This window comes from Pokkaliibacter sp. MBI-7, from assembly GCF_029846635.1.
Taxonomy (GTDB): domain Bacteria; phylum Pseudomonadota; class Gammaproteobacteria; order Pseudomonadales; family Balneatricaceae; genus Pokkaliibacter.
Genome location: NZ_JARVTG010000002.1, coordinates 238,175 through 261,276, shown reverse-complemented (window position 1 = coordinate 261,276; position 23,102 = coordinate 238,175). Strand labels below are relative to the sequence as shown.

Sequence of the window (23,102 nt, the reverse complement as noted above, 5' to 3'; positions counted from 1 at the left end):
ACATATGCGCACATTCACATCACGCCGTCAGGCACTGCAGTTGCTCAGCGGAGCAGCACTGGCACTGACCACCACCTGGCTACCCACCGTGCAGGCAGACGAGCTGAAAGAAAAGATTCCCAACCGGTTGAGCAATGAGCTGGTCATGCAAATCGATGTCCAGCTCGGTCCGCGTGAAGACATGGGCAAAGGCGCTGACGGTATGCGTATTAATTACCCCATCATTGGCGGCACCCTTATCGGCAAAGGTATGCGCGGCACCGTCGTGCCCGGTGGTGCAGACATGTCGGTCACACGCGAAGACGGGGTCACCATGGTCAATGCGCTGTACCGACTGAAAACCGATGACGGCCAGATCATCATCATTGATAACGCGGGCATCTGGCGCCTCAACGAATCTGGTCTGGCTAAAAAAGCAAAAGGTCTGCAACTACGGGATATGAAAGAGAGTGACTTCTACTGTCGCACCACGCCGAAATTCAAGACTCAACCCGGAGAACACGCCTGGCTGAGTGACTACATTTTCAACGGCACTATTGATGGCGTCAGCGAGCACGAAGTACTCATCAGTATCTACAAGATTGAAGGCGCTTAAGATAAGCGCAAATACAGGGTGGTGACGGTATGAAGGTCACCACCCGCTAATCTTTCAGAAACTATCAGAGTTTTCATGCGGCCTGCATGAACACCCGAATCCACACCATCTGAACCTAGAGCCGGTTCAAGTAAGTGGCGAGTCGGTTACAATGCACAGAAACCGCACTCATCACTGAATTATCAGACCCCGCTGGAGTTCGCATTTGCGTTCCGAAAGCAGGAAACAGAAGCAACAACCAACGGCATTACTAGCAACAGGTTGGATTAAATATCGGGGGAAGGTCAGCTGGTATCGATACCAACTGACTGCACGAACAGGCTCATTATGCGTAAATCGACTGTATTTTGGTGTACCCTCTTACTTATCGCGGCCGGGATAGTTGCCGCCATACTTTACAATGCAAAATCACTTGGCGAACAACGGGGCAAAGCCAATATTGAACGTCTTCAGATGGTATGGCCCACCCTATTCCAGATGCCTGAAAAGGACCGCACCCTCCTCGCGGTGCTTGCCATAGACTGCCGTATGGATTTAATAGACCCAAGTAAACAGGGCGTAGTCGACTGTCTGGAGCATTCCCTCAAGAAGAGCAACCCTTTGCTACCCAAGGATGTGTCAGTTGAGCAAGCCCGCTCTCGTTTTGCTGAGATAGTTTCAGAGAGCAGCCACTAACACTAGACGTTAGCAGTCAGTGTCGGCTGCGCCTGCTTTTTGCCAAAACAATACTCAGCCAAAGCCCCAGCCTTTATGTAACAGGAAGGGGCACATAATATCGGCCACGCCTTCTGGGCAGACGTTCAGCACTGGGTGCCACACTGGCCTGCTGTCCGACAGATCATGGATGCTATTTCACCTGAGCAAGACCCTAAGCAGGCGGCCATATGCGGCCCTGTCGAACGGCGAACGCTTCCGCGCAGACCTGGCCCGCCTGCAGAGTGGCAAGGCGCTGGCGTGGGCATGCGCTTTTTGAATGCCATTTGTGAACGGTGGCGGCTGGGGCTGAACCGCTACGGCAAGCCCATGCCGACCCTGTTCCATACTTCTCACCCAGGGCTGGCTGACGCATTACGGCGTGACCCACACTGGACGCAGGTCAGCGCCAAACTAAACGGAGAAATATCCACCCTGGCCAAACGCAAGAGCGGCCGTTCATTGAGCGCCCAGCACGGCGGCCACTTCCGGGCGGTGCAAGGCTTCCGCTATTTAGGAGCACCATGCGAATCATGATTGTTGGCCAGAACTGGCTGGCCACCGAGGTACTGGCTCAGTGCCAGCAATTAGAAGGCGTCGAGGTGTTAGCGGTGTACGCGCCAAGCGTTAGTGACAGGCTGGCCGCTAACGCTTTTAGCTCAGGCATCCCTGTCCACACTGGCCAACGCCTAAAACCAGAAAACATACCAGCAGGCACCGGGGCGGAGATGCCGTCTATTGGGCAGTCCACATGGGCGAACGCATCACCGGCGGTAGCGTGTACTGGATGAATGAAGTAGCCGACGGCGGTCCTATCGCAGCCCAAGACTGGTGCCATATCCGCTCCAGCGATACCCCCGCCAGGCGGGAGCTGGCACCGATGGGCGTCCGGCTTCTGACAAAGGTGATCACGGATGCCAGAGACGACAAAATCACCCGCCAGCACCAGAATGAAACCCTGGCCACATGGGAACCTAAAATCAGCCGCAAAACACTGCGGGAAACGGGGTAGTTTCAGAGACGAAAAACGGGGCCAAAAGCCTAATGCCAGTCAGTTAAGCTGACTGGCATTTTTATTTCTGGTCGGATACTTGGACGGCTTGGGCTTGACCACCCGCGGGTAACTGCGCTCCTCACGTCGATGAGGCAGGACGTAGTGCATGGCCGAAGCCTGTAGTTCAGCCAGGTAGCGAGGGATGTTGCCTGGATGATTCAAAGAGACCCCGTTCAAGAAGCCCAGGATCGCCCAGGTGCAGGCGGTGAAACTCATTTCGCAGGGGGAGATGCCAGGGCAGTGGCGACTCATTTCCAGCATTTGATAACGCAGCAGATTGTACCCCAGCAGTACGCCCCACAGCTCTTGTTCAATCATCTCCGGCGTTTTACTGCGCAGTGTGTAGTGACCCGCGAGCATGCCTTGCTTCATTTCTCGATAGCCCAATTCGATTTCCCAACGCTGGCTGTACAGATCCACGATGTCATCTGGCGGAAAGCGCAGAGGATCGATCATCGAAGTCAGTACTTGCCGGACTTTGCCCTTGATGGTCTTGCTTAATAACCTGGCCTGTAGCGTGTCGGGCAGCTCGGGCCATTGCTTACGCGCCTGCGGCGAGGTCTTTAGCGAGACGATGGCATCCTGGCGTCCCAGCTTGTATAGCACCTCATATTGAGCATCCTTGCGCAGCGGCAGTAGCCAATGGCGCTGAGTGCCTGTTTGTTGCCAGCGATGAAGAAGCCCCAGCGAATAGAAGCCACGGTCGAACAAGGTCAGCGAGTGATCGGGTGTGCTGTCGATCAGTTGTTCGGCCAGCTTCATCTCGTTGCTGTGGTAGCCGGCAAAAGCACTGCTCACCAGCATGTGACTGGTCAGTTCCATCTGGCAGACCATGCGCACTTGAGGAAAGCCGGTATCGCCATGCTGGTTACTGGCACTGCCATAGTGCTTGCGGTTGTCGTCCGTATCCGGTGTGCGCCAGACCACGCCATCGACACTGAGCAGGCGCAAACCCGCCCAGGTGGGGTGATTGGCGCTGGCATGCCAGCGTTGTTGCGTCAGGGAAAAGACTTCTCGCACCGCCGCACTGCCCAGGCGCTGCCGACCTTGCACGATGGCACTGGGTGCCACCAGTGGCCTCTGCCCAGGCAGCATGATGTCCATACGACTCGCAGCATCCCAGGCCGACATCCGGCGAAACAACGCCATGGCGATCACGCACCAGATCATGGACTCAAGAGGGAGGCGTCGCTTACGTATGGTCGCCACTCCCGCCGTTTCCAGTGCGGTGCTGACCAGGTCTGGATCAAGCAGCGCCCCCAGTTCATCAAGGGCGTGAGTAGTAGAAGCAGCTTCGTGAGTCAGTGCCAAGGCGCGGGACAGTCGCATAAAAAATCCGATGCTCAAAACAAGCATCGGATTTTCGTTTCAGGGCGCAAAAGGTCAAGCTGTTGGGCTTAACTGACTGGCATTAGCCAAAAGCCCCGTTTTCATGCGTTAACGCTGTGCCAAAAGAAGCGCGAAATTACAGGCAGGTGTAAACCTTATTCAGGATAGGACAATGAAATGCGAAAAGGCCGATCTGTCTCCAGATCGGCCTTTTATTTTGGTCGGGACGGCAGGATTTGAACCTGCGACCCCTTGCACCCCATGCAAGTGCGCTACCAAGCTGCGCTACGCCCCGAATTCTTCTGTAATTTGCCGCCTCGCACAACAAACAAACCACATATAAATCATTTCCAAAGTCAGCCCTTCAACCACTACGAATGCTAAGACCCGTTCAAGTGGTCGGGACGGCAGGATTTGAACCTGCGACCCCTTGCACCCCATGCAAGTGCGCTACCAAGCTGCGCTACGCCCCGATTGAATTGTTTACTCGCCTTATTCGCTCATCGATTCTTTCGACTTGCGGAGGGTTTCAACCGGTGTCTCACTTTGTGCCGCGTATGATAGCGTAAGCATTTGAAATTGCAACCCGTTTTTCTATTCCAGACAATCTGCAGCGGTCGCATTCCGGGCTGAAAGCGGTCTTTTCAGGGGAAAACAAAAGACCCATGGTTGTGGCCATGGGTCTTTCAGAATTACAGCTTACAGGTTTTAGTGGGTCTGAAGATCAGTGTACATTTCCACCTTCTCTTTCAGTTTCTGACCCGGTTTGAAAGTAACCACTCTTCGAGCAGAAATGGGTACCTCCTCTCCCGTTTTCGGATTTCGGCCCGGACGCTCTCGCTTGTCACGCAGATCAAAGTTACCAAACCCTGATAATTTGACCTGTTCGTTAGCGCTCAGACTTTCACGGATTTCCTCGAAAAAAGACTCAACGACCTCTTTCGCTTCCCGCTTGTTGAGCCCCAGCTCTTCAAACAGTCGCTCGGATATATCGGCTTTGGTCAGAGAACCCATCTTAAACCCTCCGGCTGCATCCTCAGCTTCTCAGTGCCGCACCCAGCTTAGCTTCCAAGTCATTGATAACCTTGGTGACTGCAGCACTAATTTCGTCATCAGTAAGAGTGCGTGATGGATCCTGCCAGGTCAAGCCCAGCGCCACACTCTTGTGACCATCTGGTACACCCTTACCACGATACAAGTCGAATATGACGACATTCTTGAAGCTGTCACCAGCTGCATCGCGAACAACACTCTGCAGATCAGCGAATGACACTTCATCTTTAGCCAGAACAGCAATGTCGCGACGCACCTCGGGGAACTTGGATACGCCGGCAAAGCTGTTCACTACACCTTCCTGCAACAAGGCCAGACTGATCTCGAACAGGAACAGGTCGCCATTCAAATCCAGCTCTTTACGCAGCGTCGGATGCAAACGGCCGATGTAACCAATGAGCTGCCCCTGCTCGTTGCGAATACTGGCAGACTGACCGGGATGCAGTGCTGGATTAGCATCAGCTTCAAAGCTGAATTGCTTGCCCGTCAGACTTAACATCGCTTCAACATCACCCTTCAGGTCAAAGAAGTCGACAGGATCTGACTTGCCATGCCAGCTCTCCGGCATACACTCACCGCAGATTACCCCGGCAATGACCTTTTCCTGGACCAGCTCATCACCTTGCGGCACAAAACGCAGGCCCGTTTCAAACAGCCTCACACGTGACTGCTGACGGTTCTGGTTGTATTGAACCGTTTTGGCCAGTCCTGCCCACAAGGTGGTCCGCATCACCGCCAAATCGGCAGAGATCGGGTTGGCCAACGCAAGTGGTATACGCTCTGGATCAAACTTAGCCAACAGCTTGGGCTCAGTGAAGCTGAAGGTAATCGCTTCCTGATAGCCACGGCTGATCAGCGTCTGACGCAAGCGGCCCAACTGCACCTTGTGCTCAGGCAAGGCAGGCATTTCCATGGCAGCAGCAGGCTGTTTTGATGGCAGTCGGTTGTAGCCATAAATACGCGCAATCTCTTCAATCAGGTCTACTTCCAGACTGATATCGAAGCGCCATGAAGGCACCTGCACTTGCCACACTCCCGCCTCAGCACGCTGTGGAGACATCCCCAGGCGGCGCAGAATGCTTTCCACTTCAGATTCTGGCAGCTCGACGGCCAGCATCATTGCCAGACGCTCATCACGCAGACGAATCACATTGCGTACAGGCAGGTGTTCTGGAGCTTCAGCGACCACTACCGGGCCTGCTTCACCCCCAACGATCTCAACCAGCAACGCGGTAGCACGCTCAACGGCCAGGTATTGCAGCTCTGGGTCAACTCCGCGCTCATAGCGATGAGAGGCGTCAGTATGCAGGCCATGACGACGTGCACGGCCGGCAATCGCCAGCGGACTGAAGAAAGCACACTCAAGGAAGATGTCACGCGCATCAGCGTTAACCCCTGAGTGCTCACCCCCCATGATGCCTGCCAGCGCGACGGGCTTAACTTCGTCAGCAATAACCAGCTCGTCTGCAGCCAGTTTGATTTCGCTGCCATCCAGCAGAGTCAGTGTTTCGTCGGTTTTAGCCATACGAACAACAACTGAGCTCTCCAGCTGCGCCAGATCAAAGGCATGCATGGGCTGACCAAGCTCAAGCAGCACGAAGTTGGTTACATCAACAACGGGATCAATACTGCGGATGCCACTACGACGCAACTTTTCCACCATCCAGTCAGGTGTAGCCACACCCAGATTAATGCCCTTGATGACCCGCCCCAGATAACGGGGACAGGCTGCACCGGCTTCGATGCGTACGGGGAACGTAGCATCGCAACTTGCTGCAACCGCTTCGATCACTGGCTCGGCTACGTCACACTGATTCAGGACACCCACTTCGCGTGCCAGACCACGAATACTCAGGCAGTCACTGCGGTTTGGGGTCAGATCAACATCAATAGTGATGTCATTCAGGTTCAACAGCTCACGCAGGTCCGCACCAATGGGCGCATCTTCAGCCAGCTCCATGATGCCATCATGATCTTCGCTGATGCCCAGCTCTTGTGCTGAACACAGCATGCCGCAGGACTCCACCTGACGGAGCTTGGCCTTTTTGATCTTGAAGTCGCCGGGTAATTCGGCGCCGATACGAGCGAAAGCAGTCACCAGCCCTGCTCGCGCATTGGGAGCGCCACAGACTACCTGGAAGGTTTCACTACCATCAGTGACCTGACAGACTTGCAGCTTGTCTGCATTAGGGTGTTGCTCGGCAGTCAATATCTTGCCTACTACCACACCAGAAAACTTGCCAGCTACCGGAATGACGTCATCGACTTCCAGCCCGGCCAGAGTCACCTGCGCCATCAACTCATCACTGTTGATCGCGGGATTGACCCATTCACGTAACCACTGTTCTGAAAATTTCATGCTGTGCCTCTTTGTTTAACTGAAATGCTTGGTTCCTGGTTCCATCGAACAATCAACGGAACTGACGCAGGAAGCGCAGATCGTTTTCAAAGAACAGACGCAGATCACGCACACCGTAACGCAGCATCGCCAGGCGCTCTACACCCATACCGAAGGCAAAGCCAGTGTAGACCTCTGGATCAATCCCCACGTACTCAAACACCTTGGGATGCACCATGCCGCAACCCATGACTTCCAGCCAACGCTGTTCACCGTTGACGGTATAGCCAATGTCCACTTCCAGAGAAGGCTCAGTAAAAGGGAAATAGGATGGACGGAAACGCACCGCCAGATCATCCTGCTCGAAGAAAACCTTGAGGAAGCGCGATACTGTGCCCTTCAGATCTGCAAAGCTCACACCTTTATCAACCAGGAGCCCCTCTACCTGGTGGAACATGGGTGAGTGCGTCTGGTCAGAGTCACAGCGATATACACGGCCCGGACAGATGATACGGATAGGCGGCTGACCCGCTTCCATGGTTCGAATCTGTACTGGTGAGGTATGGGTGCGCAGCAGAGTACCAACATCAAAATAGAAGGTATCGTGCATGGCTCGCGCCGGATGGTGAGAAGGAATATTCAGCGCTTCAAAGTTGTGATAGTCATCTTCAACTTCCGGGCCTTCAGCAACACTGTAACCGATACTGCCGAAGAATTGCTCCATACGCTCAATGGTACGCGTCACTGGGTGCAGACCACCCATGTCCTGACTGCGACCAGGCAAAGTCACATCAATACGCTCACCAGCCAGCTTGGCTTCCAGCTCTTGTGACTGCAGCATTTCCTGCCGGGCATTCAGTGCATCCTGAAGCTGCTGCTTCACGACGTTGATAGCAGCACCAGCCTGCGGGCGCTCTTCCGCCGACAGTTTTCCGAGACCTTTGAGCAGCTGGGTAATTTCGCCACTCTTGCCCAGATATTGCACACGGATAGCATCCAGCGCCTGCAGATCTGCAGCGGTGGCTATCGCTTCACTGCCCTGGTTTAGCAGGGTATCAAGGTTTTCCATAGATTCAGGGGCTCCAGAAACGAAAATAGGGGAAGAGCTACACACCCTTCCCCTATTAAACAGTAGCTACGATTACAATCGTAAGCAGCTTTCCTAATATGCTCTGTTAAAAAAGCAATCAGGTGGGTGTCTTACAGAGCCGCTTTGGCTTTTTCGACAACCGCTGCAAATACTACCTGGTCATTCATAGCCAGATCAGCCAGGACCTTACGGTCGATCTCGATGGCTGCTTTTTTCAGGCCAGCGATCAGACGGCTGTAAGACAGACCGTTCAGACGTGCACCGGCGTTGATACGAGCAATCCACAGAGCGCGGAACTGACGCTTACGCTGACGACGGTCACGGTAAGCATACTGACCAGCTTTGATAACGGCCTGCTTGGCTACACGGAATACACGACTACGTGCACCGTAGTAACCTTTAGCTTGCTTTAAAATTTTCTTATGGCGGCGACGAGCGACCACACCACGTTTTACGCGAGGCATATTTCAATCCTTCCGTTAGTTAAATCTGATTCAAAAGTGCCTTATGCGTAAGGCAGCATGCGAGACACGTTGCCCAGGTCAGTTGCTTCTACATGGTGAGTAGCACGCAGCTGACGCTTACGCTTGGTGGTCTTCTTGGTCAGAATGTGACGACGGAAAGACTGCTTGTGCTTGAAGCCGCTACCAGTCTTTTTAAAGCGCTTGGCAGCACCGCTGTTGGATTTGATTTTTGGCATCATCTACTCCACGCATTCAGAATGTTAACGTAACCCTCACCCGCTCAGCCTTAATGCTAAGCGGGCCAGCTTTACATCTATCCAAGGATTGACCCAGGGCAGTATATAGAGCGGGGTTACTTCTTCTTTTTCGGTGCCAGGACCATGACCATCTGACGCCCTTCAAGCTTGGCACGCTGTTCGACGACCGCCAATTCAACAAGATCTTGTTCAATTCGCTGCATCAACTGCATGCCCAGCTCTTGGTGCGCCATTTCCCTACCGCGGAAGCGGAGAGAGACCTTGGCCTTGTCACCATCTTCAAGGAAACGTACCAGGTTGCGCAGTTTTACCTGGTAATCCCCTTCTTCAGTTCCTGGACGGAACTTCATTTCTTTAATCTGAGTTTGCTTTTGCTTTTTCTTCGCAACGGCCAACTGTTTTTTCTTTTCAAACAGATGTTTACCGTAGTCCATTATCTTACACACCGGAGGCTCCGCCTCGGGGGCGATCAGCACCAGATCCTGCAAGGTTTCTGCTGCTTTGCTCAGAGCATCATTAATGGATACGATTCCGATCTGCTCTCCGTCCGGTCCTACCAGACGAACTTCGCGTGCGCGGATCTCTTCATTAATTAGGGTCTTATCACCACGCGGTGTGTTTGTAGTACGCTTAATGGCTAGTTCTCCGTTGCAACCCGTCCACGCTTCGCGATATTAGCAGTAAGGTGTTGGGCAAAAGCGTCCAAGCTCATGCTGCCGAGGTCTTCCCCTGTGCGAGTGCGAACGGTGACAGTATTCGATTCAACCTCCTTATCGCCTACAACCAGCTGATAAGGGATCTTCTGTAAAGTGTGCTCGCGGATTTTAAAGCCGATCTTCTCGTTTCTCAAGTCCGCTTTCACACGGAAGCCTTGATTCAGTAAGAATTCCTCAACTTTTTTGACATACTCCGCTTGTTTATCGGTGATATTAATCACCACCGCCTGCACTGGCGACAGCCAGGCGGGCATAGAACCGGCATAGTTCTCAATCAGGATACCGATGAAGCGCTCAAACGATCCCAGGATCGCACGGTGCAGCATGACCGGAGTCTCACGATCTCCCTGCTCATTGACGAACTGGGCACCCAGACGGCCAGGCATGGAGAAGTCCACCTGAATGGTACCGCACTGCCATACACGTCCCAGACAGTCCTTCAGAGAGAATTCAATCTTCGGACCATAGAATGCGCCCTCGCCCGGCAATTCCTGCCAGTCCAGTTTTTTTGCGTCCAGTGCATCAGCCAGCGCTTTTTCCGCCTTGTCCCACACGGCATCAGAGCCTACACGCTGCTCTGGACGAGTGGACAGCTTGTAAATGATTTCGCTGAAGCCAAAGTCCGCATACACCTCATGGAGGAAATCGATGAACTGTGACACTTCATCCTGAATCTGGCTTTCAGCAACGAAAATGTGACCATCGTCCTGAGTAAAGCCGCGCACGCGCATAATACCGTGCAGCGCACCAGAGGGCTCATTACGGTGACATGAACCAAACTCGGCCAGACGCAGGGGCAGATCACGATAGCTCTTCAGGCCCTGGTTAAACACCTGCACATGACAGGGGCAGTTCATTGGTTTGATAGCAAAGTCACGCTCTTCGGAATGAGTAGTGAACATCTGCTCTTTGAACTTGTCCCAGTGACCGGACTTCTCCCACAAAGTGCGCTCAACCACCTGAGGAGTACGCAGCTCCTGATAGCCACGCTGGTTCTGCATACGGCGCATGTACTGTTCTACCGCCTGCCAGATAGTCCAGCCATTGGGATGCCAGAACACCATGCCCGGTGCTTCTTCCTGAGTATGGAACAGGTCAAGCTGCTTACCGATTTTGCGGTGATCGCGCTTTTCCGCTTCAGCCAGACGCTCCAGATAAGCGCTCAGGGCTTTCTTGTCTGCCCAGGCAGTACCGTAGATACGCTGCAACTGCTCGTTTTTGGAGTCACCGCGCCAGTAGGCACCTGAAATCTTGGTCAGTTTGAAGGCTTTGAGAAAACGGGTGTTGGGTACGTGCGGTCCACGGCACATATCCACGTATTCTTCGTGGTAGTACAGCCCCATTGCCTTTTCGTCAGGCATGTCATCCACCAGACGCAGCTTGTACTCTTCACCGCGCGACTCAAATACCTGGATGACATCATCACGAGGAGTCATCTTCTTGATGACGTCGTAATCCTTGGCGATCAGCTCCTGCATGCGCTTCTCGATTGCTTCCAGATCCTCTGGCGTAAAGGGGCGCTCATAGGAAATGTCATAGTAGAAGCCATCGTCGATCACCGGACCAATAACCATCTTGGCGGTTGGGTACAGCTGTTTGACAGCATGACCGATCAGGTGCGCACAGGAGTGACGAATAATCTCGACGCCTTCCTCATCCTTGGCGGTAATGATCTGTAACTCGGCATCGGTATCGATGATGTCACAGGCATCAACCAGATGGCCGTTGACGCGACCGGCGATGGTGGCTTTGGCCAGACCAGCACCAATATTGGCGGCAACATCATACACACTTACAGGATTGGAAAATTCGCGCTGACTACCGTCAGGGAGAGTAATTACAGGCATGTTCTATCCTTTTGCTCAGTGGTGACCCCCACGACGGGCCACATAAGACAATTCGCCATTCGCCGGTAAAACAGTTACCGACCACAGGGCGGTGAATGAGGGCTTGAATAGCGCACAAACCAAGTGCGACAGGCGTGGCAGTATAACAGCCTGATATGGCGCCAACCAGCGCTCAATAAGGCGCTTTTCTGCAACTTAACCGGGGAATAAAGGAAGCAAAGCCAGGTCACCACCCTGCTCAGCCTTGCCGCCCCGGTTCCAACTGCTCGAGAGTTTGCCGGGTCGTAAGGATATGCTGTTCAGCCGCCAGCCTTGCTGCCTCGGCATCACGACTGCAGATGGTCTGAAAAATATTCCGGTGCTGCTCCTCAATATGAGGAGGGTAACCTCCCGTGCGCCGATGGGTGCGCCCCAGCACACCGTAGATGGCATTAAAGAATTTGCTGTAGAGCAGCTGCGCCAGACTGATAATCAGAATCTGATGACAATGCTCAGCAATCAGCATGTGAAACGTCAGGTCTGCCTTGGCCCGCTCAAGCGGCGTCATGGCATGGTGGCGTCGCTGCTCCATCCTCTCAAACTCACTGACCAGCATCTGCATTTCCTCAGCTGAAGCGCGCTGACAGAAGTACCAGGCAGCTTCACCGTCAATCACAGTGCGCATTTCCAGCACCGCCAGCTGCAGCTCATAGGAGTCCTGCGGCAGATCGCCAAAATGCTCATCGAACAGGTGTGCCATCGGATTGCACACTCTGGTGCCCTGCCCATGACGACTTTGCAGCACCCCTTTACCCACTAGCTGAGTGACACTTTCCCGAACCATCGCTCTGGACATTTCGAACTCAGCTGCCAGCTGTCGCTCTGACGCCATAAGCTGTCCAGGTTTCCACTGACCACTGATGATCCGTCCGGTAATGTGTTTTGACAGCTGGTCCGCCTTGCTGATGCAGAACATGTCCGCTCTCTCGATATTTTCGTTGTGCTGCTCAGTCATAACGCTCATTCCTGGTCAGACCAGTACGCTACCCCAGCCTTTGCATTTTTGCCATCGGCGCCTTTAATTACCCCTATACGAGCCGTAGCCGCTCATGTTTATAACAACAAATTGCCCGCAGCTGTCGTTATCAAGACTGCGGTGCCACCCTGCCTTGATGAGGAAAACCATGCCTGCTGTGCATACCTATACGCCTGCGCGCCCCAAGGTCGCCTTATTTGTCACCTGTCTGGTCGATATGTTTCGCCCAAGCGTTGGCTTTGCTGCGGTGAAACTGCTGGAACAGGCAGGCTACAGCGTCGAAGTACCGCCTACCCAGACCTGCTGCGGCCAGCCAGCGTTCAACTCAGGCGACAGGCTCACCACCAAGGATATTGCCCGGCAAGTCATCGACGCCTTCGAGGACTATCCCTATGTGGTAGGTCCATCAGGCTCCTGCATTGGCATGCTGCATCACTACCCCGAACTTTTCACGGACGAACCTGCCTGGCAGCAGCGCGCAGAAAAACTGGCTGCCCGCGCCTGGGAACTGACCAGTTTTCTGCAGGATGTGGTGCAGTTTCAGGGTATTGATGCCCAGTTTGATGGTAGGGTCACCTATCACGATTCCTGTTCCGGCTTACGTGAACTGGGAGTCAAACAACAGCCCCGCACCCTGCTTGGCCAGGTCAAGGGACTGGAGCTTAAGGAAATGGAAGAGAGCGAAACCTGCTGCGGCTTTGGTGGCACCTTCTGCGTGAAATACCCGGACATCTCCAACCGCATGGTCAGCAACAAAACACGCTTCATCAAGGATAGTGGTGCAAACACCCTGCTCGGCGGGGATTTGGGCTGCCTGCTTAACATGGCAGGGAAGCTCAAGCGGGAAGGCATCGATGTACAGGTCCGTCACGTTGCGGAAGTACTCGCTGATGCCTGCCACCAACCTGCCATTGGCGACGCGGAGGTATAAATCGTGGAGATTCATAGCCCGGAATTCAAAGCCAATGCCCGCATCGCCCTGCATGACGCCTCGTTACAGAAGGCCTTGGGCAACCTTCGTGATGGTTTTCCCCGCAAGCGAGCCATCGCGGTGTCACGCCTGCCTGAGTTTGAGCCGCTGCGCGATCAGGCCCGCGATCTGAAAAATCACATTCTGTCTCATCTCGATCTGTATCTGGAAACCTTCGAGCGTAACTGCACCGCCAATGGTGGTCAGGTTCACTGGGCAGCCGATGCAGAGCAGGCCCGCCAGCAAATTCTGGACATCTGTCGCAGCGTCGGTGCCAGGACAGTGACCAAGGGCAAGTCGATGATCTCAGAGGAGATCAATCTTAACGACTATCTGGAGCAGCATGGCGTTCAGCCGGTTGAGACCGATCTGGGTGAGTACATCCTGCAACTGCGTCACGATCATCCGAGCCATATCATTGCCCCGGCAATACATCTCAATCTGGAAGATGTCAGCGACGCCTTTCATGAGCACCACCCCAAATACGGTTTTACCGAACGCACCGAAGATGCCGCCGAACTCATGGCAGAGGCACGCACCGTCATGCGCAAACATTTTGTCGCTGCGGATGTGGGCATTACCGGCGCCAACTTTCTGGTGGCGGAAACCGGCTCCAGCATCATCGTTACCAACGAAGGCAATGGCGACCTGACGCAGACACTGCCCAAGGTCCATATCGTCATCACCAGCATCGAGAAAGTAGTCCCGACACTGGAGGATATGAGCCTGTTTCTGCGTCTCCTTGCCCGCTCCGCCACCGGCCAGGAGTTCAGCGTCTACAACACCCTGTCAACCGGCCCAAAGCGCAGCACTGATCAGGATGGTCCAGAACAGTACCATGTCATCCTGCTGGACAACGGCCGCTCTGACATGCTCGGCAGTGAGTTTCAGGACATGCTGCGCTGCATCCGCTGCTCCGCCTGTATGAACCATTGCCCGGTGTACGGCTCTGTTGGCGGCCATGCATATGGCTGGGTATATCCTGGTCCGATGGGCTCAGTACTGACCCCTCAGCTGATTGGTGTAGATCAGGCAGGCCATCTGCCCAATGCGTCCACCTTCTGCGGCAAGTGCGAGTCGGTCTGCCCGGTACGCATTCCGCTACCCAAACTGATGCGACACTGGCGCGAACGCGAATTCGAACGGCATCTGACACCGTCAACGGTACGTCAGGGGTTGTGGGGGTGGGCAGCCTTCGCCAAACGACCCACGCTCTATCGCTGGATGTCTCGCAGCGCCAACTTCCTGCTGCGCCGCCTGGCGCGAAACGGTCGTATTAGTAAATTACCTCTGGCAACGGGATGGACTGACTGGCGTGATATGCCAGCACCACAGCAAGGCACCTTTATGGACCAATGGAAGAAACGCCAGCAGTCGGAGCAACAGCAGGGAGGTCGCCGGTAATGAACAGCGGACGTGAACAGATTCTCGCCAAACTGAGAGCCAAACGAGACACCTCCGACGCTGCCGAACAGGCAGCAAGACAGCGGGTAGCAGAACGTATCCAGCACCATGCCCCGGTGTTGATTCCTGCCCGCGGCCAGGGCGACAAGGCAGAGTTGCTGGCCCGTTTCCAGCAAATGGCAACCGAAGCCATTGCGGATGTCAGCCTGCATGAAACAGAAACAGCGGCACTGGCAGCGATAGCCGACCAGCTGCAACAACAGGGTATTACCTCGCTGGTGACGACAGCCGATGCACAATGGCAGCAGCATGACTGGGCATCACAGGGCATACAGTGTCAGATACGCCCCGCACAGGTAGGTGACCATGCCAGCCTGACGCCCTGCCTGGCGGGGATTGCTGAAACCGGCACACTGATGATCACCTCAGCACCGAATCACCCCACCACACTGCACTTCCTGCCGGACTGGCATCTGGTCGTGTTGCGCAGCTCACAGATTGTCGGCAGCTATGAAGATGCCTGGACACGCTTGCGTCAGCAAAACCAGCAGACAGGTGGCATGCCTCGGACAGTCAATATGATTACCGGCGCCTCACGCAGTGCGGATATCGAGCAACGACTGCAGATGGGTGCCCACGGGCCCAAGCGTTTGAGCATCTTTATCGTCATGGACAATTAACCCACGGCGATGACCTTGCCATAACGACCAAGGGCAGCTTAACAGGCTGCCCTTGGTATTTTCGGGTGGTCAATATGGTCGACCTGAATGAGCAAGCCGAAGGTCTTTTCAACACCGTGCGGTCGCTACACAGCAGATCGCCCCCCTAGCAGTAATGTTCTGCCACACCACCAATCCAGCTGCTGCGCAGTTGCAGCGCCTCACTCAGCCACAGGACGTCTGCCTGCGCCCCTTTATGCAGATGCCCGAGTTCCTGGCGCCGCAGAAATTGAGCCGGATAGAGACTGCCCATACGCAGGGCTTCTTCCAGCGGTAACCCCAGCATCTCGACACTGTTTCGCACCGCCTCCAGCATACCCAGGTCTGAACCTGCCAGTGTGCCGTCAGCCGTTTTCAGGCATCCGTCCTGTCTGTAAATCGCCTCTCCGAGCAATGCAAACTCCTCGCCTGCGACCCCGACAGTATGCATGGCATCGGTCACCAGCATCATCTTGCCACGGACTTTGGCACGAATGGCCACTTTCAGACTGGCGGGATGCACATGATGACCATCGACAATCAGGCCGCACCAGCTAATAGCATCTTCCAGAGCCGCTCCCACCACTCCGGGATCACGGCTCTGCATACCGGACATGGCATTGAAAAGATGAGTAAAACCAGCGACGCCGTGCTGCAGGGCCGCCCGCATTACCCCGTAGTCTGCCAGCGTATGGCCCGCACAGACCCGCATCCCCCGCTCGGCAAACGCAGTAATCCAGGCCAGATCAGGCAGCTGCTCAGGTGCCAGGGTCAGCACCACACTGCCAAGCTCTGCAAGCGCCAACAGCCAGTCGCGGTGCTCCGCATCCATCACGCGAATCTGACTGGCACGATGTACCCCTTTCTTGCCGACATTGAGGTAAGGGCCTTCCAGATGAATGCCAGCAATACCGGGCAGCGACTCCCGTCGCGCCTGCTTTATAACGGCGATAGCCTGCAGCATGCTGGCATCAGTGTCAGTGATCAGGGTGGGCAACATAGCCGTCGTACCATGCGCCCGATGCGCAGCCATCATGGTGCGCAAGCCGGCGATGTCCGGCTGGTCATTGAACAATACTCCGCCACCACCATTGACCTGTACGTCCACCAGTCCGGGCACCAGCATCCCCCCCTCCAGCGAGTGAGGAGTGTACCCGGCAGGAATTGCCTGTTCATCAACACAGCCTGCCACTCTGCCGCTGTCGAGCAGCAGTGCATATCCCTCAAGCCAATCGGCTCCGGTAAAGATGCGAGCCCCTCGAAGCGCCACCGGTAGCTGTTGCTGACTCATGTGCGCAACCCTCCCTGCAGCTCGATGCCATCACGCGCCAGCAACATGGCTCCGTACAAGGCATCCTGCTGAGGATCGACCAGAAAATGACCAAACTCCGCAGATAATTGAGCAGAAGTCCGCGCTGCCAGCCCTCCCATCAGCGCACAGCGCCCGGCGCCCAGTTGCTGCAATCGACTAAGCAGCAGGCGAACATCGTCCAAATGCTGAGTGACCAGACTGTCCGCCAGCACATCACCAGCCTCATAGGCCTGCCAGACCAACGGCGCCAGCGCAGCATAGTCGCGGGGCCTGGCCTGATCCATCCACGCGACCGCCTCGACCGGGTGACCGCCCAGCTGCTCAAGCAGCCGCTGAGAAAGTTCAGTGACCGGCTGCATACCATCAAAAGCCAGCAGTGACTGCTGAATCAGTCGCAGCCCCAGCATGGCACCGCTGCCACCGTCCGAAATGGGAAAGCCCCAGCCACCAATGGAGTGAAAATGCTGACCGTCGAAGTACAGGCCACAAGACCCTGTACCGAGGATAAGAATGGCACCCGGCTGGCCACAAAAAGCCCCCAGGCAAGCAGTATGAGCATCCGTCAGCAAGCTGACAGAGCGAAAAGGATGTGAACAGGCAGCCACTTCTGCCTGCTGCTGCGGCTGGCACGCGCCCGCCATCCCCATACCGACCGACACCTGAGCCAGCGTATCATCCGGTAGCCCTGCGCTGCGTACCACGTGCAAACTGGCGGTGATGATATGCGCGAATACCTGATCTACCCCGAGACGCAGATTGCCGCTACCCGAGGCAGCCTCACCCACTACCTGTTGCTGTTCATCATAAAGACGAACCCGGCAGTGCGTGCCGCCACCGTCTACCCCAAGCCAATATTGTTTACTCATCTACCTTTCACATCCGCTACGGTGATGGCATCCCGCGTCCACCCCGGCCTCAGTCTAACAGGATGTTGCCGCTCAGGCGTTGGCCATCATCCAGCCGCTCAGGACTGCTGCTCGTCATCACGAATATCTGTATTTTGCGGAACGCTGTGCACATGCACCCCTTTGCGCAGACTCTTGAGGCGGCGCTCAAAGCCGTCGATACCGACCAGAATAATGACCGTCAGGACAGCGAGCTTGATACCGAGGCCATGATCATGCAGCCCGATGGTGACACCGATACCCGCCAGCACCCAGATGACCGAGGCCGAGGTTACGCCATGCAGGATCCCTTCTTTATTCATGATCACCCCGGCACCAATAAAACCGATACCAGTGATGACCTGCCCCACCACACGACTGGGATCACCCGACGCACTTACCAGACCATTAGAGATGGCGACGAACAGATAGGAGCCAAGGCAGATCAGCATACTGGTGCGAATCCCCGCAGGCTTGCCCTGCAACTGGCGCTCCAGACCGATAATGCCGCCCGCCAGACAGGCGCTCAGCACGCCCTTCCAGTCAAGAGGAGAAATATCCAGCAACGTGGACCATATTGAAGCCATCATCAACCTGCTTAGTAGGGCATGGAACTCTGGTTATAAGAACGTATTCACGCTCTGGACCATCCGGCAGTGTAGCCTGCCAGCTGCTGCAGATAGTAACGGCCCCGAGGGGCCAGCTGAACCCCTTGCACTGCTCATTTCCTGTCCTTAGAAACAATAACGGGGATGTGGTAACACATCCCCGTTATTTCCCCTTCGGTCGCCCGTGCGGCCGCTTTTTCAGGTGGGGTCGTTGATGACGCCCCCACCCGTCCCCATCAGCGCGCGGACAGCAGATAGCCTGAACGCACCACCTTGTCGCCTGACACAAAGGTCAGTTCCATGTCTGAATGAGCAAAGCGAATCCGGTTGCGCGCATAGAGCAATCCATCCACGCCTGAAACCAGCGTGTGCTTGTCGTTGGTCAGAGGATCAATCAGTGATACCAGTGCATCACCTTCCCTGACCATTTCACCTGGCTCACGATGGTATTCGACTATCCCGGAAACAGGCGCTCGAATAACATCTGTGGCGGCCAGATCTTTGACTTCCCGGGGTAGCTCAGGGCGTGCGGGCAGACTGCCTGTATCGACAGCACCCTGAGCACGCAAATAAGTGAAAATCCGCTCGGCATCATCAGTTGCCAGTTCGGTGCTGACGTCTTTCTGGCCACGGTACTCCACGGTGCTGGCAAAGCAGGCCATCGGAATAGCCGCATCCGGAAACGCCTCACGCAAGGCGGCCCAAGGGCCGGAGGCTGATTCGTCAAAAGGCTGACCGTTACTGGCGGGAGCATGCATGGTGACGGCGCTACCCAGATAACGTGCCAGCTCCGCACCTTCTTCCTGCTGATCACTGTGAATATAGAGGTGCAGGATTGCTTCGGAATCACAATGCAAATCCAGCATGATATCGGCGTCGCAAGCCAGGGTCTGCACGACGAGTCGCATGCTGTCCAGCTCGTTGACCGCCTTCTCTTGCGCCATCACGCTGCGCATGGCAGCACGGATTTGCGCTACGTTGCTGTCAGCATCCGCGCCCAGTTTTCCTTCCAGCAATGGCGTCACCATGGCAGCCAGATCGCGGTAATTCCGGTTGAAGTTCTGACCGTTGCCAAACTCGAAGCGGCCGTGGAACTGCATGGCCAGTGTCTGGTTGAGACCGATGGGGTTGGCAAACGGCACGACCACGATTTCACCACGAATCTGCCCGGCGTCTTCAGCGGCCTGCAGCAGAGGACGCAAATAGTGCAGCACCAGCATGCCGGGGTTCTCATCTGCGTGCAGACCCGCCTGAATGTATACCTTGGGGCCTGGCTTGCCATTGCTGTAATGCAGGCTGGTCAGACTACGGCTGGTGCCGACCGTGGCAGACTTGAGAGGGTGGTGCTGGGTTTGCATAAAAACTCCTGAAATGTACTACCAATACTCATTGCAGAGTGTGTGCTTACGTGCCCGTCAGCTGATCTGTCAGTGAGACGGCACCGGTACGAATCGACGAACGCAGGGAAACGGCAAGGACGAACCAGATAACCTGAAATAAACCAGCCAGAGAACAGCCAGAGAACAGCCAGCCTGTCAGTCGCTGATAACCTCCACCAGATCAAAATGCATGGCGAGAAAAACATAATCTTCATCCAGCAGCTCGTCAGGCCAACCATGGCGCATTACCGCCTGCAGGTGTTCAGCGTCACAGCAACCTTCCGCTTGCCAGAGCTTTTCCGGGATGGCAGCAAACGCTGCCTGATAAATGTCGGTCACACGGATACGTCCGCGCAGGCGCTGCTGGGCATCCTGCACCATGGCCTCTTCACCCACGGAGAAATGGCGTGGATCGATGGTCCCGGGACGCTGGCTGTGCAGGCGTGACACAATCGCCCGTTTTTTACCTGCCAGCACGCGCTCCAGCAAGGTGTTATCCCCAGTGGAATAGCTCCAGAACTGAATCACCTTGAGAGGCATAACCGAACAGGCTCCTGTTAATGGAAAGGAAACATAGCATATAGCACAGCCTCGCCCCAGACGCGAAACTACGCCATTGCGACCTAAACTAGCGAATATTGTATGCAATCCAAGGTGCGCGCCAGACCTTACTGCTGCTGATCATGCCCGCAGAGACCAACGGCCTCCTCTGATGCTCAGTCTTTTGTTTTGTCCAGGTCGTAGAACAGGTCGGCCTGAGGCGCCAGACTCTTGTCATAGCCGTCATTAACAAAGATCAGGATGGAGTCGACAACAGGTTTGAGCTGCCGTTCGATATAGAGTTCATAGTCGAGCGGTGCCGTCGTCAGACCCAGAGCTTCAGGGCCATGCAAGGTCAGCACATATTCGACACTACTGCCACGCTCATAGCGCTCAGGCAGTCCTTGCTGCCGACGGTGCTCACGCATCTTCCGTGCCGCCTGCACATGAGGAGGGACGTTTTTCTGATAGGCATCTAGCGGACGTCGCAGGCGTTTGCGGTAAACCAGTTCAGCGTCGCATCGACCGCCAAGCAGGTCGTCCACCTGCTGGCGCAGCCAGTTACGATAGGGCTGATTGAGGAACACCCGCTCATACAGTTCGCGCTGAATACGCCGGGCAAAGGGTGTCCAGTCGGAGCGGACGGACTCCAGCCCCTTGAACACCAGTTTATGCTCGCTGCCCTTACTGACCAGACCGGCGTACCGCTTTTTGCTGCCTTCCTGCGAGCCACGAATGGTCGGCATCAGAAAACGGCGGTAATGGACTTCAAACTGAATTTCGAGGTGGCTTGCCAGATTGAACTCCGTCAGCAACCGGTCTCGCCACCAGTCATTGATAGCAGCAGCCAGCTCCCGTCCTCGGGCACACGCCTGCTCTTCGCTGTGATGACCATGTAAATGCACAAACAGTGAATCGGTATCGCCATAGATCACTTCATAGCCCTGCCGCTGAAACCAGGCCTGACTATCCTGCAGTATCTGATGACCACGCAGTGTGATCGAACCGGACAGACGCCGATCAAAAAAGCGACACAGTGGCGAGCCCAGCACACCATAGAAAGCATTCATGATAATTTTAATGGCCGTTGCCAGCGGCATATTGCCATCACGTTTTGCCTGATCCCGCGCCTGCCAGCATTCCGCCACCAGTGCGGGCAGGATCGGCTCCTGCCGCCAGAAACTGGCCTGATTGAAGCCATCCACCTGCTCATTGTCAGGATGCGCGCCGGACAGCCCTTCTACCAGAGCATAGGGATCAATCAGGAAAGTGCGAATGATGCTGGGGTACAGGCTCTTGAAGTCCAGCACCAGCACATGGTCGTACAGCCCGGGCCGGGAATTCATGACAAAGCCACCCGGACTGTCCACCGTCGCATCGCCAGAGGCATAGACCGGTGCGACATACCCCTTGCGATGCAAGCGCGGTAAATACAGGTAGTCAAAGGCGGCAGCTGAGCCCCCTACCCGATCCAGCGACAACCCGGTCAGATCAGCACGGGCAATCAGGTAGGGCATCAGTTTGGCGTGAGCAAAGATGTCGCTGACCAGCCGACAGTCTTCCAGGTTATACGCGGCCAGCGCCCAGGGATCGTGGCGAAACAGACGGGTAATTTCTTCGCCACGCTGATCGGGATCTTCGATCAGTTTCTCCCGCCCCAGTAACTCTCGTGCCACCTCATTAAGTGCAAAACTCTCAAACTGCCAGGTGGCTCCGCGTAACGTATCAATGCCATCCAGCACTACCCGCCCCGGCCAGTCGACAAAGTGATGATTGGTGGTTCGGGACTCGCGCAGCTGCACCTCCTGCATACCCCGTCCCCAGCGCAGCGGGATACGCTCCTGTTCACAGGCTCGCGCAAGTACCTTGAGATCAAAGCCGACGACACTCCAGCCGATAATGGCATCAGGGTCCCAACGCTGAAAATAACCCTGCATGGCTTCCAGCATGGCTCTGCTGGAATCAAACCATTCGACCTGCAGTGCAGGATCGATGCTCTCCGGTCTGGGCGTTTCCTCCCTTTGCATCAGCACGACACTGCGATCAGCCATTTGCAGTGCGATGGAATAGATACGCCTGGCATCCATGGTGGTTTCTATATCCAGCGATAACAGCCGCAACTCGGGTTGCACCTCTGCCTTGCGCGCCTGCTGGCTGATCAGGTGCAGTGAGCCATCCGTATTACGGCGCCAGCTCCCGCGCACTTCGAGACCGGCCCGAATACCCCGCTCCATCAAAAAGCGTTCCTGAGGTCGAATATCCTCTTCCATCAATGGGATATGAGCGGCCTGTAATTTCTCCCGACAGCGGTAGAAGCCGGTGAGACTGCGGCAGTACAGACCCAGTACAGGTTGCTGCGAAAAATCGGTTAGCGGCAGTGGCTGCAGACGCCACCCCTCCTGATCGCCAAGAGCCTGTTGAGCCTTCGCCGCACTGGCCGCCGGGAGAAAGCAGATCGCCTCCTGCTCGGGCACTTCCCAGTAGATGGCGCCTTCTGCCGTCCACAGCCAGTACCCCAGACACAGGCTGCCAGCCACATCGTAACCATGACGACTCAGCACATACCCGCGTATTTGTATGGGCGCCTCGACATCGGTGGGGATTACCTGATTAGTTGCCATGACTTCTCATTGCGATGCAGTCGTAAACACTGCAGTAAAATAATTCGCGCTCTGAAGGGCACTGCTGATGGCCGGAATCGATAGGAAACACGAAGGTTGCCGCCAATCTATCACAGGAAAATTGTTCCTCCGTATATATTGTTGATAGACAAGCAGTTGTTGGCCATGCTGTAGAACATCGACTGCCATAATTGGATAAATCCCGTACACTGTTCGTCAAAGCCATGTAACATTT

Annotated in this window: 21 protein-coding genes, 2 tRNA genes and 1 pseudogene; 7 read left to right on the top strand and 17 right to left on the bottom strand. The window is 55.3% G+C overall.

Annotated features, from left to right (window positions below):
* The first annotated feature begins 4 nt into the window (after positions 1-4).
* From QCD60_RS20860 to QCD60_RS20845, 4 genes and pseudogenes are all read left to right on the top strand, one after another.
* Positions 5-595, top strand: coding sequence for a DUF3237 domain-containing protein (locus QCD60_RS20860; protein ID WP_279788136.1), 591 nt, complete (start codon positions 5-7; stop codon positions 593-595).
* A gap of 327 nt (positions 596-922) precedes the next feature.
* Entirely contained in the window at positions 923-1,270 is a 348-nt protein-coding gene (locus QCD60_RS20855; protein WP_279788135.1) for a hypothetical protein, read from the top strand.
* A 285-nt stretch (positions 1,271-1,555) separates the two neighbouring features.
* Positions 1,556-1,825 carry a hypothetical protein gene (locus QCD60_RS20850; RefSeq protein ID WP_279788134.1) on the top strand — a complete coding sequence of 90 codons (270 nt, stop codon included), beginning with the start codon at positions 1,556-1,558 and terminating at the stop codon, positions 1,823-1,825.
* A gap of 187 nt (positions 1,826-2,012) precedes the next feature.
* A pseudogene (locus QCD60_RS20845) lies at positions 2,013-2,300 on the top strand (formyltransferase family protein); the annotation flags it as partial.
* Between the two features lie 39 nt (positions 2,301-2,339).
* On the opposite strand, the gene QCD60_RS20840 reads toward QCD60_RS20845, so the two are convergent.
* The 11 genes from QCD60_RS20840 to QCD60_RS20790 form a co-directional block, all read right to left on the bottom strand.
* A complete protein-coding gene (locus tag QCD60_RS20840; RefSeq protein ID WP_279786338.1) occupies positions 2,340-3,671 on the bottom strand; it encodes an IS4 family transposase in 1,332 nt (443 codons plus the stop codon).
* Between the two features lie 218 nt (positions 3,672-3,889).
* A tRNA-Pro gene (locus QCD60_RS20835) sits at positions 3,890-3,966 on the bottom strand.
* Between the two features lie 101 nt (positions 3,967-4,067).
* Positions 4,068-4,144, bottom strand: a tRNA-Pro gene (locus QCD60_RS20830).
* Between the two features lie 235 nt (positions 4,145-4,379).
* A complete protein-coding gene (gene ihfA, locus QCD60_RS20825) occupies positions 4,380-4,685 on the bottom strand; it encodes an integration host factor subunit alpha (protein ID WP_104157032.1) in 306 nt (101 codons plus the stop codon).
* Positions 4,686-4,707: 22 nt separating this feature from the next.
* Positions 4,708-7,083: a phenylalanine--tRNA ligase subunit beta gene (pheT, locus tag QCD60_RS20820; RefSeq protein WP_279788133.1), complete on the bottom strand. Its 2,376-nt coding sequence runs from the start codon at positions 7,081-7,083 to the stop codon at positions 4,708-4,710.
* 52 nt (positions 7,084-7,135) lie between these two features.
* Positions 7,136-8,131: a phenylalanine--tRNA ligase subunit alpha gene (gene pheS, locus QCD60_RS20815; protein ID WP_279788131.1), complete on the bottom strand. Its 996-nt coding sequence runs from the start codon at positions 8,129-8,131 to the stop codon at positions 7,136-7,138.
* Positions 8,132-8,262: 131 nt separating this feature from the next.
* Positions 8,263-8,616, bottom strand: a complete 354-nt coding sequence (gene rplT, locus QCD60_RS20810; RefSeq protein ID WP_104157035.1) for a 50S ribosomal protein L20 — start codon at positions 8,614-8,616, stop codon at positions 8,263-8,265.
* 41 nt (positions 8,617-8,657) lie between these two features.
* Positions 8,658-8,852: a 50S ribosomal protein L35 gene (gene rpmI / locus QCD60_RS20805; RefSeq protein WP_104157036.1), complete on the bottom strand. Its 195-nt coding sequence runs from the start codon at positions 8,850-8,852 to the stop codon at positions 8,658-8,660.
* A gap of 116 nt (positions 8,853-8,968) precedes the next feature.
* The gene (infC, locus tag QCD60_RS20800; protein ID WP_347950297.1) at positions 8,969-9,466 is read right to left on the bottom strand and encodes a translation initiation factor IF-3; all 498 of its coding nucleotides are present in this window, start codon (positions 9,464-9,466) and stop codon (positions 8,969-8,971) included.
* Between the two features lie 44 nt (positions 9,467-9,510).
* Positions 9,511-11,436, bottom strand: a complete 1,926-nt coding sequence (gene thrS / locus QCD60_RS20795) for a threonine--tRNA ligase (protein WP_279788130.1) — start codon at positions 11,434-11,436, stop codon at positions 9,511-9,513.
* Positions 11,437-11,674: 238 nt separating this feature from the next.
* Positions 11,675-12,430 (bottom strand): FCD domain-containing protein, encoded by a 756-nt coding sequence (locus QCD60_RS20790; protein WP_279788129.1) that lies wholly within the window; start codon positions 12,428-12,430, stop codon positions 11,675-11,677.
* Positions 12,431-12,599: 169 nt separating this feature from the next.
* On the opposite strand from QCD60_RS20790, the gene QCD60_RS20785 reads away from it, so the two are divergent.
* The 3 genes from QCD60_RS20785 to QCD60_RS20775 are packed head-to-tail and all read left to right on the top strand — an operon-like array spanning position 12,600 to position 15,505.
* Positions 12,600-13,382: a (Fe-S)-binding protein gene (locus tag QCD60_RS20785; protein ID WP_279788128.1), complete on the top strand. Its 783-nt coding sequence runs from the start codon at positions 12,600-12,602 to the stop codon at positions 13,380-13,382.
* A 3-nt stretch (positions 13,383-13,385) separates the two neighbouring features.
* Positions 13,386-14,825, top strand: a complete 1,440-nt coding sequence (locus tag QCD60_RS20780) for a LutB/LldF family L-lactate oxidation iron-sulfur protein (protein WP_279788127.1) — start codon at positions 13,386-13,388, stop codon at positions 14,823-14,825.
* A complete protein-coding gene (locus tag QCD60_RS20775; protein WP_279788126.1) occupies positions 14,825-15,505 on the top strand; it encodes an LUD domain-containing protein in 681 nt (226 codons plus the stop codon). The genes QCD60_RS20780 and QCD60_RS20775 overlap by 1 nt, the downstream gene beginning before the upstream one ends.
* 145 nt (positions 15,506-15,650) lie before the next feature.
* Here the strand turns inward: QCD60_RS20775 and nagA are convergent, their stop codons facing one another.
* The 6 genes from nagA to QCD60_RS20745 form a co-directional block, all read right to left on the bottom strand.
* Complete coding sequence (gene nagA, locus QCD60_RS20770; protein WP_279788125.1) at positions 15,651-16,814, bottom strand: N-acetylglucosamine-6-phosphate deacetylase; 1,164 nt, start codon at positions 16,812-16,814, stop codon at positions 15,651-15,653.
* Complete coding sequence (locus QCD60_RS20765) at positions 16,811-17,701, bottom strand: BadF/BadG/BcrA/BcrD ATPase family protein (protein ID WP_279788124.1); 891 nt, start codon at positions 17,699-17,701, stop codon at positions 16,811-16,813. The genes nagA and QCD60_RS20765 overlap by 4 nt, the downstream gene beginning before the upstream one ends.
* Before the next feature lie 98 nt (positions 17,702-17,799).
* On the bottom strand, positions 17,800-18,309 hold the full coding sequence (locus QCD60_RS20760) for an MgtC/SapB family protein (RefSeq protein ID WP_279788123.1): 510 nt from the start codon (positions 18,307-18,309) through the stop codon (positions 17,800-17,802).
* 254 nt (positions 18,310-18,563) lie between these two features.
* Positions 18,564-19,685 (bottom strand): M14 family metallopeptidase, encoded by a 1,122-nt coding sequence (locus tag QCD60_RS20755; protein WP_279788122.1) that lies wholly within the window; start codon positions 19,683-19,685, stop codon positions 18,564-18,566.
* A 177-nt stretch (positions 19,686-19,862) separates the two neighbouring features.
* A complete protein-coding gene (locus tag QCD60_RS20750; RefSeq protein ID WP_279788121.1) occupies positions 19,863-20,246 on the bottom strand; it encodes an ASCH domain-containing protein in 384 nt (127 codons plus the stop codon).
* A 176-nt stretch (positions 20,247-20,422) separates the two neighbouring features.
* Entirely contained in the window at positions 20,423-22,867 is a 2,445-nt protein-coding gene (locus tag QCD60_RS20745) for a DNA polymerase II (RefSeq protein ID WP_279788120.1), read from the bottom strand.
* Between the last annotated feature and the right edge of the window lie 235 nt (positions 22,868-23,102).